Source organism: Novosphingobium sp. PhB165, assembly GCF_004341845.1.
Classification (GTDB): Bacteria; Pseudomonadota; Alphaproteobacteria; order Sphingomonadales; family Sphingomonadaceae; genus Novosphingobium.
The window spans coordinates 19,950-32,653 of record NZ_SLVB01000008.1; the positions used below are offsets into that span (position 1 = coordinate 19,950).

The 12,704-nt window shown below is 66.0% G+C and carries 9 protein-coding genes; 4 read left to right on the forward strand and 5 right to left on the reverse strand.

The window, feature by feature from the left end; all coding sequences use genetic code 11:
• Positions 1-4 precede the first annotated feature (4 nt).
• The 4 genes from EDF56_RS20520 (at position 5) to EDF56_RS20535 (ending at position 4,773) form a co-directional block, all read left to right on the forward strand.
• A complete protein-coding gene (locus EDF56_RS20520) occupies positions 5-706 on the forward strand; it encodes a 2OG-Fe(II) oxygenase (protein WP_132391042.1) in 702 nt (233 codons plus the stop codon).
• Positions 696-1,337 carry a DNA oxidative demethylase AlkB gene (alkB, locus tag EDF56_RS20525; RefSeq protein ID WP_132391044.1) on the forward strand — a complete coding sequence of 214 codons (642 nt, stop codon included), beginning with the start codon at positions 696-698 and terminating at the stop codon, positions 1,335-1,337. The genes EDF56_RS20520 and alkB overlap by 11 nt, the downstream gene beginning before the upstream one ends.
• A gap of 116 nt (positions 1,338-1,453) precedes the next feature.
• The gene (locus EDF56_RS20530) at positions 1,454-3,754 is read left to right on the forward strand and encodes an arylsulfatase (RefSeq protein ID WP_132391046.1); all 2,301 of its coding nucleotides are present in this window, start codon (positions 1,454-1,456) and stop codon (positions 3,752-3,754) included.
• Between the two features lie 194 nt (positions 3,755-3,948).
• Complete coding sequence (locus EDF56_RS20535; RefSeq protein WP_132391048.1) at positions 3,949-4,773, forward strand: hypothetical protein; 825 nt, start codon at positions 3,949-3,951, stop codon at positions 4,771-4,773.
• A gap of 2 nt (positions 4,774-4,775) precedes the next feature.
• On the opposite strand, the gene nagE is transcribed toward EDF56_RS20535, so the two are convergent.
• The 5 genes from nagE to EDF56_RS20560 form a co-directional block, all read right to left on the reverse strand.
• The gene (gene nagE, locus EDF56_RS20540; protein ID WP_132391050.1) at positions 4,776-6,509 is read right to left on the reverse strand and encodes an N-acetylglucosamine-specific PTS transporter subunit IIBC; all 1,734 of its coding nucleotides are present in this window, start codon (positions 6,507-6,509) and stop codon (positions 4,776-4,778) included.
• Positions 6,506-9,088 (reverse strand): phosphoenolpyruvate--protein phosphotransferase, encoded by a 2,583-nt coding sequence (gene ptsP, locus EDF56_RS20545; RefSeq protein ID WP_243652739.1) that lies wholly within the window; start codon positions 9,086-9,088, stop codon positions 6,506-6,508. The genes nagE and ptsP overlap by 4 nt, the downstream gene beginning before the upstream one ends.
• 53 nt (positions 9,089-9,141) lie before the next feature.
• Positions 9,142-10,272: an N-acetylglucosamine-6-phosphate deacetylase gene (nagA, locus tag EDF56_RS20550; protein ID WP_132391054.1), complete on the reverse strand. Its 1,131-nt coding sequence runs from the start codon at positions 10,270-10,272 to the stop codon at positions 9,142-9,144.
• Positions 10,272-11,294 (reverse strand): SIS domain-containing protein, encoded by a 1,023-nt coding sequence (locus EDF56_RS20555; RefSeq protein ID WP_347812997.1) that lies wholly within the window; start codon positions 11,292-11,294, stop codon positions 10,272-10,274. Before EDF56_RS20555 ends, nagA begins: the two co-directional genes overlap by 1 nt.
• A 246-nt stretch (positions 11,295-11,540) precedes the next feature.
• The gene (locus EDF56_RS20560; protein ID WP_132391057.1) at positions 11,541-12,290 is read right to left on the reverse strand and encodes a copper homeostasis protein CutC; all 750 of its coding nucleotides are present in this window, start codon (positions 12,288-12,290) and stop codon (positions 11,541-11,543) included.
• Positions 12,291-12,704 lie beyond the last annotated feature (414 nt).

Sequence of the window (12,704 nt, forward strand, 5' to 3'; positions counted from 1 at the left end):
TTCCATGGACGCGCGCCTTGCTGCTTACGATTGGGGTGCAATCGCGGCCAGTCTCGATGAGGAAGGCTGGGCGATCCTGCCGGGGTTTCTCGAAGACACCGAATGCGACGCGGTGGCGGACCTCTATGGACCGACCCCCGTCTTTCGCAGCCACATCCATATGGCCCGCCATGGCTTCGGAAAAGGCGAGTATCGCTATTTCGCCTATCCGCTGCCGCCGCTGATCGAGGCGGCGCGCACCGGACTCTATCGCCGCATCGCGCCGCTCGCCAATGGCTGGCATGAGCGGATGGGTATCGACATTCGCTTCCCCGCCGACCATGCCACATTCCTGGAACGCTGCCACGAAGCCGGCCAGAGGCGCCCGACGCCGCTGCTGCTGGAATATGGCAAGGGCGACTACAATTGCCTGCATCAGGACCTCTACGGCGATCATGTCTTCCCGCTCCAGATCGCCGTGCTCCTTTCGGAGCCGGGCAAGGACTTCACGGGCGGCGAGTTCGTTCTGACCGAACAGCGTCCCCGCATGCAGTCTCGCGCCGCGGTGGTACCGCTCGGCAAGGGGGATGCCGTGCTCTTCGCGGTGAATGCCCGCCCGCAGCGGGGCTCGCGCGGCAGTTATCGGGTCAACCTGCGTCATGGCGTCAGCATGGTGCGTTCGGGCAAGCGGCATACGCTGGGGATCATCTTCCACGATGCTGCCTGACCTTTTCGCAGACGATCATCGCGACGTGCAACTCGGACCGGGCGCGGCCATCCTTGGCGGCTTCGCGCTCGACGTGGCGGACGCGCTGATCGCCCACGTCCGGCACATGTCCGCGCTGGCACCCTTCCGCCACATGGAAACCCGGAGCGGCAAGCACTTGTCTGTCGCCATGTTCAACTGCGGCTCGCTGGGCTGGGTGTCGGATCGGTCGGGCTATCGCTACGACGCGATCGACCCTGAGACGAACAGGCCATGGCCTGCGCTCCCGCCGCTGTTTCTCGACCTTGCCGGTCGGGCCGCCGAGGCGCTTGGCTTCAATGGCTTCGTTCCCGATGCCTGCCTGGTCAATCGCTACGTCCCCGGTTCAAAGCTGTCCCTTCATCAGGACATGGACGAGCGGGATCACTCTGCGCCGATCGTCTCGGTCTCGCTTGGTTTGCCCGCAACGTTCCTGTGGGGCGGCCGGCAGCGCAGCGACCGCCCTGCCCGCCACCGGGTGGTCCATGGCGATGTCGTCGTGTGGGGCGGCCCTTCGCGCATGACCTTCCACGGCGTTGGCGAACTCAAGGCCGGAGACCATCCCGCCACGGGCGAAGCACGCTACAATCTCACGTTCCGGAAGGCGCGCTGATCGCCGAACTTCGGTTGCCGCCGGGCCCGAGCCGCACACTTTTGGGGGTTTATCCCGATGGATCGCCCTCAAGGCCCGGCTATTTTTTCGGGACATTCGCGGCACGGAGCCCCCACATGCCCATCGATCGTCCTGCTCAAACGCCCGGCATCCTGCCGCGTCCCGACTTCCATTTCACCGGCGAAATCGGCCGCACGTATCAGGATTCGGACCCTGCTACATTTCCGCAGCCCGTGCAGCCGCCCAAGGGCGCGCCGAACATCGTGCTGATCCTGCTCGACGATGTCGGTTTCGGCCAGTTTTCGACTTTTGGCGGCGGCGTCCCCTCACCGACGATGGACAGGCTCGCCAAGGAGGGCCTGCGCTACAACTACTTCCACACGACGGCGCTGTGCAGCCCTACACGGGCGGCGCTCATCACCGGGCGCAATCACCATTCGGCGTCTTTCGCCGGCATCACCGAACTCGCGACCGGCTATGACGGCTATTGCTGCATCCTGCCGAAGAATTGCGGAACAGTGGGCGAAGTCCTGCGCCAGAACGGCTACATGACCGCCTGGATCGGCAAGAACCACAATACGCCGACGTGGGAAACCAGCGCCGCAGGCCCGTTCGACCGCTGGGCCAACGGGCTTGGGTTCGACTATTTCTACGGTTTCAACGCCGGTGACATGAACCACTGGAACCCGATCCTCTACGAGAACCACAACCTCGTCCCGCCCTCGGAAGATCCCGATTATCACCTGACCGAGGACATTGCCGACCGGGCGATAACCTGGCTGCGTCAGGTCAAGAGCATCGCGCCGGACAAGCCGTTCTTCCTCTATGTCGCGCCCGGCGCCACGCACGCGCCGCACCATGCGTCAAAGGAATGGATCGACAAATTCAAGGGCCAGTTCGATCAGGGCTGGGACGCCTATCGCGAGCAGACCCTCGCCCGCCAGAAGGATCTGGGGGTGGTCCCGCAGGATACCGAATTGACCACCCGGTCAAAGGGGCTTCCGGCATGGGATTCGCTCAACGACGACCAGAAGCGTCTCTATTCCCGGATGATGGAAGTCTTCGCCGGCTACGGTGCGCAAGTTGACGTGGCGATGGGCCGGGTGATCGACGCGGTCAAGGAACTGCCCGACGCGGACAACACGATCATCCTCTACATCGCCGGTGATAACGGTTCGAGCGCCGAGGGCGGCCTTGAAGGCTCGCTGTGCGAGAATATGTTCTTCAACGGCTTTCCGGAGAAGTGGGAAGACAACATCAAGGCGATCGACGAACTGGGCGGCCCCAAGCACTTCAATCACTTCCCGTCCGCCTGGGCGCACGCCATGAACACGCCGTTCCAATGGACCAAACAAGTGGCCAGCCACTTTGGCGGAACGCGTAACCCGATGATTATCTCGTGGCCCAACGCCATCAAGGACAAGGGCGGCCTGCGCGATCAGTTCATCCACACGATCGACATCGTGCCGACACTTTATGAAATCTGCGGAATAACCGCGCCCGGCACACTCAACGGCGTTCAGCAAAAGCCCATCGAGGGCGTCAGCTTCGCCGCCACCTTCGAAGACGCGGGCGTCGCCAGCAAACGCAAGACGCAATATTTCGAACTGGGCGTCAATCGCGGGCTCTACCATGACGGATGGATGGCTTCGGCCCCCTCGTTCGTGCCCTGGCAGCCGGTCCGATCCGAGGATTGGAGCCCCGATGAACAAGTGTGGGAACTGTACAAGCTCGACGAGGACTTCTCGCAGGCGAAGGATCTCGCTGCCCAGCATCCCGAAAAGCTGCGCGAATTGCAGGACATGTGGTGGGTCGAGGCTGCCAAGTATAGCGTGCTGCCCCTCGACTGGCGCGCCACGATCCGCATGAATGCAGAGGCGATGGGCAGGCCAAGCCTCGTCGGCAAGCGGACCAAGGCCGTCTATTATGAAGGGCAGATCGCGCTTCCGGACGCTGCCTGCCTGCCGATGCTCAACAAGAGCTGGACGATTACCGCCGAGATCGACCTACCCAGCGACCACGCCGAGGGCATGATCGTCACCCATGGCGGCCTTGAAGGCGGCTACGGGCTCTATCTGCGCGAGGGCAAGCCCGTCTTCGTCTACAACTTCCTCTCGATCGACCGGCCCACATTCGCGGCCGAGGCTCCCCTGCCCAAGGGAAAAACGACGCTCGCCGTCGATTTCAAATATGACGGCGGCGGCATGGGCAAGGGCGGCGAGATCACCATCTCCGCCAATGGCACCAAAGTTGCCGGAGGGCGGCTGGAGCAAACCGTGCCCATTCAATTCTCGCTGGGCGAAGGGCTGGACATCGGCATGGATACCGGATCGCCGATCGATTTCACGTACAAGCTGCCATTCAAGCTGACCGGCAAAGTCGAGCGCGTGGAAATCGAGTTGAAACCCGGTCAGTAGATCGATGTTGCGAGGTAGGGCCGTGTTCCGCTTCGGCAGTTCCGCCGCAGAGGCAATCCGGCCCTACAGTCGATGCGTCGCTTTCGGCGAGTTCCGTCACGCGATTAAGAACATAACCCTGATGCCCGGCAGGTCCGGACAGCTAGGAAAAATCAAACGCGCACAGTAGGTTCTCTCCGCAAGGGAGAACCGGAATGAGCCTCGTCCTTGGCAGCCTATTGGCCGCCGCCTCCTCCATTACCGTGACCGGGAACGTTCCGTCAGAGCCCGCCGCGCAGCGTTTCGTCGCGCAAGTCGCGATAGCGGCGGCAAACGATGTGCCGCTCGCGAGATTCACGGACCCGGTCTGCGTGGGCAGCACGGGCCTGCCGCCCAGCGCGGACGCGGTGGTGGCTGACCGGATCACGGCGGTCGCCGCGTCGGCCGGACTTAGGATCGCCCGCCCGGGTTGCACACCCAATGTCATGGTGGTCTTCGTGAAGGACGGCCGCGACGCTGTGCGCACCCTGTCTCAGGCGGGGTCCGGCGCGATGCTGAGCCAGTCGCATGCCGATATCCGCCGCCTTCTAGCAGAACCCGGCCCGGTGTGGGCGTGGAGCGAGGTCGATCTCCGAAGCCGCGACGGCGACCCTCAGCGTCATACGGATACCGGCCCGAAAATGTTGCACGTCCCCACGTCGACGCGGCTTTCGATGCCGATCCACCGTGATATCGTCAGTTCCGTCGTCCTGATCAACCGGGACGCCGCCGCCGATCGAGACTTGCGTCAGATCGCAGATTATGCGGCCCTGCGTGCTCTGACGGGCGCCAAGCTTAAAGGATCGGCCAAGGAACCGACCATCCTGACGCTGTTCACGCCGGAAGCGGGCGCGGCTGGCGATGGTCTCGCCCCCAATAGCCTGACCGCAGCCGACCGCACGTTCCTTTCCGCGTTCTACGCGGTCAGGGCGGACATGGCCCAGCCCCTCCAGCGCCAGCGGATGGTCGATCAGATGGCCCGCTCGCCCGCTGCCCCCTGACCTCAGGCCGCGAAGCGGTCGAGGTCTTCGGGCGCGAACAACAGGTGGACGGTGCGGCCTGCGGCGGCTGCCACGCCGCGAACACCGGCTGCGGTCAGCGCGGGCGCGTCGAGCAAGGCGGGATCCTGTAGCTCCACCCTCAGGCGATTGCCGTAACGCTGCGCGCCCAGCACGTTCGCCGCGCCGCCGAGCCCCTGCTGCATCACGCCGGGGATCGTCACGACCGAACCCTCCGACGACGAGGCCTCAGCTGATACGGCAACCTTGCGCTCTACGGCCGGGCCTGCCGCAATCGCCTCGCGGATCTCCACGGATACGATATCGGCCACCGGGCCCAGGATCACCTGAAGCGCCTTGTCCGAAGGACGGATCAACCCGCGCGCGCCCAGCGCCTTGAGCCGCACCTCTGCCACCGCGCCATGATCGACGATGATGAGCCGCAGACGGGTGGTGCAGGCGGAGACTTCCACGATGTTGGCACTGCCGCCCAGTGCCGCGAGGAAGGCGGCCCCGCGTCCCTCGCTCGCCGGGCTGTCGGCGGCGGCGGGGGTAGCGGCAGACATATCCTCGTCCTCGCGGCCGGGTGTCTTGAGGTCCAGCTTGCGGATCGCGAAGGAAAACACGCCGTAATAGACCGCGAAGTAGAGCAGCCCCACCGGCAGCAGGAGCAGCGGGCGCGTCGCCTTGCCGAAGTTCAGCACGTAGTCGAACAGGCCCGCCGAGAAACCGAAGCCAAGGTGCATGCCCAGCGCGTCCGTCAGCCACATCGAAAGGCCGGTCAGCACCGCGTGGATGGCGTAGAGCACCGGCGCGAGGAACATGAAGCTGAATTCGATGGGCTCGGTCACGCCGGTCAGCAGCGAGGTGAGCGCGAGGCTGAAGAGCATGCCGCCCACTGCCTTGCGCCGCTCCGGCAGGGCCGCGCGGTACATCGCAAGGCAGGCGGCAGGCAGGCCGAACATCATCACCGGGAAGAAGCCGGTCATGAAGCTTCCGGCCGTGGGATCGCCCGCGAAGAACCGGCGAATGTCGCCATGCGCGCCGTTGTAGTCGCCGAAGACGAACCAGAAGAGGTTGTTGAACACGTGGTGCAGGCCGGTGACCAGCAGCAGGCGGTTGATCAGCCCGAACAGGAACAGCCCCACGCCGCCAAGGTCGGTGATGCCGTGGCTGACGCCGTCGATACCGACCACGATGGGATGGAAGCCCATGCCCACCACCAGTGCAATCGCCAGACCGGCCACGCCCGAGACGATCGGCACGAACCGCCGGCCGCCGAAGAAAGCGAGGTATTCCGGCAGCTTCATCGCCGCAAAACGATTGTAGAAAGTGCCGCCGACAAGACCCGAGACGATGCCGATGGGTACGTCCAGCCGCCCGATGGCCTGGCTCTTGGCCGCTGCCACAGCGGCAGCAAGGGCCTCACCCGACAGCTTGAGATCGACGCCCAGCGGCACCGGCATCAGCACTTTGGCGCCTTCGGTGCCGACGAGGAAGCAGACGATGCCCGCAAGGCACGCCGCGCCGTTGCCGTCCCGCGCGTAGCCGGTGGCGACACCGATGGAGAACAGCAGGCCAAGGTGCGAGAACAGCGCATCGCCCGCCGCACTCAGCAGCGCGATATTGAGCAGGTCCGGTTGCCCCAGACGCAGGAGCAAGCCCGCGACCGGAAGCACCGCAATCGGCAGCATGAGCGCGCGGCCCAGCGGCTGCAATGCTTCGAGAATGCGCCTCATGCCCCCTGCTCCTCCAAGAATTTCCGCATCAATTCGCGCACTTCTCCGGCCGAGGCGCATTCCAGCGCATCGGCGGCAAGCTGGCGGCAGCGTTCGATCTGCAACCCGGCGACCAGCGCCTTGATGTCCGGCACTTGCGCGGGCGTCGCCGAAAGCTCCGCCACGCCGAGGCCCAGCAGCAGCGGCACGGCCATGGGATCGGACGCCAGCGAACCGCAGACGCCCGTCCAGCGGCCGCCGCGCGAACCGCCCTCGCACGTCAGGCCGATCAGGCGCAGCACGGCCGGGTGGAGCCCGTCGATATCCGCCGCCACCGCCGAATTGCCCCGGTCCATGGCAAGCGTATATTGCGTGAGGTCGTTCGTCCCGATCGAGAGGAAATCGGCTTCGCGCGCGAAAATGTCAGCCGTCGCGGCGGCAGCGGGTGTTTCCACCATGATCCCCAGCGAGACCGGCTCGGTCAGGCCAAGACGCAGGGCGACGCTATCGACTACCGCCCGCACCGCGCGCAGTTCCGCAAGGCTGGCGACCATCGGCACCATGATCCGGCACTGACCGGCCGGGCGCACGCGCAAGATCGCCTCGACCTGCTGTTCCAGCAGTTCGGGGTGCGCGAGGCAGACGCGAATGCCGCGCAGGCCCAGTGCCGGGTTTTCCTCGGCCGGGATCGGCAGGAACGGCGCGGGCTTGTCGCCGCCGATGTCGAGCAGACGCACGATCAGCGGGCGGCCCTCCAGCGCATCGGCAATGGCCTGATAGGTTTCGGCCTGCTCGGCAACGCTCGGGGCCTGCGGGCGTTCGACGAACAGGAACTCGCTGCGCAGCAGGCCGCAGCCCTCGGCGCCGTTTTCCATCGCCTGACGCGCATCGGCCAGCGAGCCGAGATTGGCGAAGACTTCGATCCGGGTGCCGTCCGCCGTATGGCACGGCCCCTTGGCCTCGCGTGCGGCGGCACGGCGCGCGGCGAGTGCCGCAAGCTGCTGCCGAACACGCGCGATGCGCTCTTCCGAAGCGTCGGTTTCGATCCGCGCAGCCGCGGCGTCCACCACCAGAACCGCACCGTCCGCGATCCCGTCCAGCGCCGTTCCCATCGCCACCAGCATCGGCACGCCGAGCCCGGCGGCAAGAATCGCGACATGCGAAGTCGGCCCGCCATTGACGAGGCAAATCGCCGTCAGTCGCTGCGGATCGAGCGCCATGAGCTGCGAGGGCAAGAGATCCTCGGCAATGACCACGGCATTCTCGGGAAGCGAGAAGCCCGCCGCGTCGCCGCCGATCAGCGCGCAGAGAACCTGCCGTTCCAGATCGCGCATGTCGTCCACACGCTCGGCAAGCCGGGCATCGCCGGATCGCAGCAGTAGCTCGACCTGCGTGCCAATGGCGACGCGCCACCCCTGGCCCGCGCTCGCGCCGCCCGCAATCGCCTCATGCGCGGCGGCGAGCAGGTCCTCGTCCTCCAGCATCACCGCATGGGCGGAAAGGATCGAGGCCGCATGCGCCGGAGCGCCTTCGCTTTCCGCCGCAATCTTCAGGCGTAACTGCGCCAGCGTTTCGTCCAGCAGAGCGCGTTCGGTGGCGGCATCGCCCGACCCGGCCGAGACTTCCACCTCGCCAAGGCGGTAGCGAACCGCCTGCCCCACGGCCACGCCCGGCGCGGCAACGACGCCCGCCAGCGTGCCGTCCGCCGCGATCGCTGTCGCCCGGCGGAGCACCGACGCGGTCACGCGCGCGGGCTCGACACCGGACTTCTCGTCGATCTTTTCATCCGCATGCGCCAGTTCGCCCATGCCGCTGGCGATCAGCGCTTCCAGAGCGTCCAGCACGTCCGCAGCCTGCGCGCCGCGCGCGTGGAGCGAAATGCGGTCACCCAGCTTGACGCCCAGCGCCAGCACACCCACCGGACTGCGCAGGCTGGCCGACTTGCCGGCGATCTCCATCCGCACGCCCGCATCGAAAGACGTCGCCACCTGCCGCAGGCGTGCCGCCGGGCGCGCGTGGATGCCGTGACGCAGCAGCACGGAAACCTCGCGCACCAGTTCGTCATCAGCGGACGCGGTAGGCTGTGACGCCTCGCCTGCTGCCGCGCCGATGTGCCGCAGCGTCATCACCACGTCGCCAACCGTCACCGGACCCGGCTCACGCTTCGATTCCAGCGTCCATTCCTCGGCCGAGAGCAGGAGCACCGGCGTCATCGCGCTCGGCGCGCCGGTCACGATTGCATCGAGATCGAAGCGGATCAGCGGCTCGCCTGCCGCAACGCTCTGGTCCTGCGCCACCAGCGGCATGAAACCCCGCCCGCCCATCGCCACGGTATCGACACCGAGATGGACCAGCAGTTCCGCCCCGCCTTCAAGGCGCAAGGTCACAGCATGGCCCGTCGCCGCGATCGCGGCGATCACGCCCGCGCAAGGCGCATGGAGCACTGAGCCGGTGGGATCGATGGCAACGCCGTCGCCGACCATGCCGCTCGCGAAGGCCGGATCGGGAATCTCGTCAAGCGGACCCAGCCACCCGTCGAGAGGCGCAGCAACGGCGATCCTCTGCGGTTCGACAGGCGCGTTCGCGCGGGTGGCGCTCAAAATAGGGGAAACGGAGGCAGACATCGGACTGGCTTGTCTCCTGGAGACGGATCTCAGAACACCCGCTCGCCGCCGATCCACGTCGCCTGCGGCGCCATGGTGCGGTCGAGGCGGACGAAGTCGGCGGTGCGGCCGGCGGCAATGGTACCCCGTTCGGAGGCGAGCCCCAGGAACGTGGCAGGCTGCAAGGTGGCCATTTCAACGGCTTGCGCAAGCGAAACACCCGCCATGTCGACGACATTGCGCACCGCGTCGCCCATATTCAGCGAAGCCCCCGCCAACGTGCCGTCCGCGCCCACGCAGCGCCCTTCGGCCACGGTGATCTCGCGCCCGTCCAGCTGGAAGCTCGCAAGGTCGGAACCGACGCAGGGCATGGCGTCCGTCACCAGCATGAAGCGGTCGATCGGGCGGCTTGCCAGCGCCACGCGCATCACGGCGGGGTGAACGTGGTATCCGTCCGCGATCAGCCCGCACCACGCCGACCGGTTCTCAAGCGCTGCCCCGACCATGCCGGGATTGCGATGGTGCAGCGCGGACATGGCGTTGAACAAGTGGGTCACGCCGGTCACGCCCATATCGAAAGCGGCACGTGCCGTCTCGTAATCGGCGTCGGAGTGGCCCATGGCCAGCACGACACCCGCGTCGATCAGCGCGCGCGCCTGATCCGCGTCGAGATATTCGGGCGCGATAGTGAAGAGCACGCGGCCCGCGCGGGGCCTGATGAGCAGTTCGACCAGACTGTCGTCCAGCTTGCGCAGATTGCCTTCGGAATGGATACCCCGGCGCTTGGCGTTGAGTACCGGCCCTTCGACGTGGATGCCGATGCAGCCCTTCACGCCCGAGGACACGGCATCGTCGGTCGCGTCCAGCCCCGCCGCGATCACGTCCGGCGTGGCACTGATCAGCGTGGGCAGCATGGCCGTGGTGCCGAAGCGCGCGTGCGCGGCGGCAATCGTCGCGATGCCCGCAACCGTGGGGCTGTCGTTGAGCAGCACGCCGCCGCCGCCGTTCACCTGCACGTCGATGAAGCCCGGCACCAGCCAGCCTCCGTCGAGATCGATGACTTCATCGGCGTCCGCGCCGCTCTCGGTGGCGGCGATGCGGCCCTGCTCGACGGTCAGCACGACATCGCGCGCCCATGCGCGGCCGAGATAGACGTTGCCGTTGACGAAGGCGATTTTCATCAGAGAGTCTCGGTAACCTTGCGCAAGTGCGCGGGCTTGTCGGGATCCAGACCGCGCGCCAGCGAAAGCGCGTTCACTTGCGGATAGAAGGCCTGGATCATCAGCAGCGGCTCCAGCGCGGGATGGCCCGCCAGCGCGGCGAAAGCCTGCGCGCCGACCGGAACCGTGGCATCGAGCAGCGAGACTTGCGCACCGCGCCCGGCGAACTCGCTGGCGGCTTCGCGCACGCTCTCGCCGCTGGCATCGGACGTCGCGAAGGCAACGATGGGGAAACCGCCGTCGATGATCGTCATCGGGCCGTGGCGCACTTCGGCGGCGCTATAGGCCTCGGCATGGAGCGCGCAGGTTTCCTTCAGCTTGAGCGCGGCTTCCTGTGCCACGGCAAAGCCATAGCCGCGCGCGATCACGAAGAGATTGGCGGCATCGGAGAGCCGCTCGACCAGATCAAACGGGGCGATCTTCGCGGCCGCTTCCATCGCGTTCGGCAGACCGTCCATGGCCTTGCCCAGCGCGGCTCCGGGCTCGGTCTCTCCGGTCCAGTGCGCCACCAGCGCGGCAACGCCGGCCAGCGAGGCGATGAAGGACTTGGTGGCCGCAACCGACTTTTCCGGCCCGGCATGAAGCGGCAGCACCCACTGCGCCAGATCGGCGAGCGGCGCGGTCTCGTCATTCACCAGCGCGACAACGCGGGCTCCCGCGCGGCGATGCGCCTCGACGGCGGCCAGCAGGTCGGGGCTGCGCCCGCTCTGCGAGATCGCCAGCACGAGCACGCGGCCCGGCTGCATCTCGGCGCCGAATACGGAAGATACGCTGAGGGCAGAGGACGAGACCGGCAGGCCCACCATGGTCTCGATCAGGTACTTGGCATAAGTCGCCGCATTGTCGGACGATCCGCGCGCGCAAGTAACCACGACCGACGGTGGATTGTCGCGCAGGTCCCGCGCCAGCGCCGCAAGGGCTGCGCGGTTGGCCTCCAGAAACGCCCGCACGGCCTGCGGTGCCTCTGCGGCCTCGCGGGCCATGAGGGAAAGAGGAGGATTTGCGGCGTCGGACTGCATTACGGTGAAATCTCCCTGGCCCGCCTTCCGATCGGCGGACTATGCACCAATCGGGGACGACCACCTACCAATGTCGATATAAGTTCTATATTGGTATTCACGAACTCAAGGCCATGCGCAATTGGTTTTGCGCACGGCGATCATTTTTCTTGTGCGGCCGGCCTTCCCATTCGCGGCTGTCCGTGCACTTCATGTGCGGTTCTGTTCCTTTCAGGCACCGCTTGCCCGGGCTTCGATCGCCGCCTTTACGCGCGCCACTTCCCGCGCATCCGTCACCATCCGCGCACCCTTCTGGAAGCCCAGTTGCTCAAGGCGTTCGCCACCATCCGGTACCGCTTGCGCCGTTCGGCAGGAGCCGTGGAATTCCCTGATTCCAGCCGCTCCCAGTACCGGAATCGTTTCGGCGGAAACGCCAGAACCGGCAAGAATCACGATGCGCCCGGCCGCCAGTTCGCCAAGATAGGCCAGCATCCGCGCGCCCTCGGCCGCCCGCACGGCACCACCGGAGGTCAGGATGCGATCGAAGCCCATCGCCACGGCCTGCTCCAGCCCGTTTTCCATGTCGTCCAGCAAGTCGAACACCCGGTGCAACGTCAGCGAAAGCCGCGCGCCGCGTGCAGCACCGGCGCGCCTGGCATGATCGAGCCACTCGTCCAGCACCGGCAGGTCGAGCCCTGCGGCGCTGCCCGCACCGATCACGATTCCGGCCAGTCCGGCCTCGGCCGCCAGATCGATATCATCACGGACTTGCGCCACTTCCCACGCGTCATAAACGAAATCGCCTTCGCGGGGGCGGCACAACATGTGGACGGGAATCGGCGCCTCGGCAGCCAAACGGACAAGCGAGCGCGGCGGCGTCAAACCGCCCAGCGCCAGCGCACTGCACAGCTCCACTCGGTCGCCGCCACCCATGACGGCAGCCGCGATGCCGGCAGCATCCTCCACACAGACCTCGAGCATTTTATCCCCCCACAGACTGCCCTGCCGGCTTTGCAACCGGTGATTCGCGTTATCGCAAATTGGACATACTTTGGCTTACCAGACCAGCGGGTTCAACAGACCGCCCAACGCAGCCGGAGAGCGATGACTCCAAAAATTCCCCCAAATCCCTAGCGATCCGGCGACATTCGGGGATCGAGGAAAAATTTCCAGTGGACACAAGGATCTATTTTGGTGACATTGACTGCGAAGATTGGCATGATATTGGCATTGCCGTAAGAAAATTTCAGCGGGCTCGCATTTCGCAAACGGAAACGGTCGAAACGCGCGTCCCGGGTCGGGTTACGAGGAAATTATGATGAAACCTGCGTGCATCAAGCTGCTGGCAACACATGTCAGCTCGCTTGGCCACGCCGAATCCTCGGCGACTGCCCA

What these genes read in the sequence shown, in the direction of transcription:
- EDF56_RS20530 (WP_132391046.1), top strand. Translation starts at nt 1,454, where the DNA reads ATGCCCATCGATCGTCCTGCTCAAACGCCCGGCATCCTGCCGCGTCCC.
- EDF56_RS20520 (WP_132391042.1), top strand. Translation starts at nt 5, where the DNA reads ATGGACGCGCGCCTTGCTGCTTACGATTGGGGTGCAATCGCGGCCAGT.
- nagE (WP_132391050.1), bottom strand. Translation starts at nt 6,509, where the DNA reads ATGAGGCGCATTCTCGAAGCATTGCAGCCGCTGGGCCGCGCGCTCATG.
- alkB (WP_132391044.1), top strand. Translation starts at nt 696, where the DNA reads ATGCTGCCTGACCTTTTCGCAGACGATCATCGCGACGTGCAACTCGGA.
- nagA (WP_132391054.1), bottom strand. Translation starts at nt 10,272, where the DNA reads ATGAAAATCGCCTTCGTCAACGGCAACGTCTATCTCGGCCGCGCATGG.
- EDF56_RS20535 (WP_132391048.1), top strand. Translation starts at nt 3,949, where the DNA reads ATGAGCCTCGTCCTTGGCAGCCTATTGGCCGCCGCCTCCTCCATTACC.
- EDF56_RS20560 (WP_132391057.1), bottom strand. Translation starts at nt 12,290, where the DNA reads ATGCTCGAGGTCTGTGTGGAGGATGCTGCCGGCATCGCGGCTGCCGTC.
- EDF56_RS20555 (WP_347812997.1), bottom strand. Translation starts at nt 11,294, where the DNA reads ATGGCCCGCGAGGCCGCAGAGGCACCGCAGGCCGTGCGGGCGTTTCTG.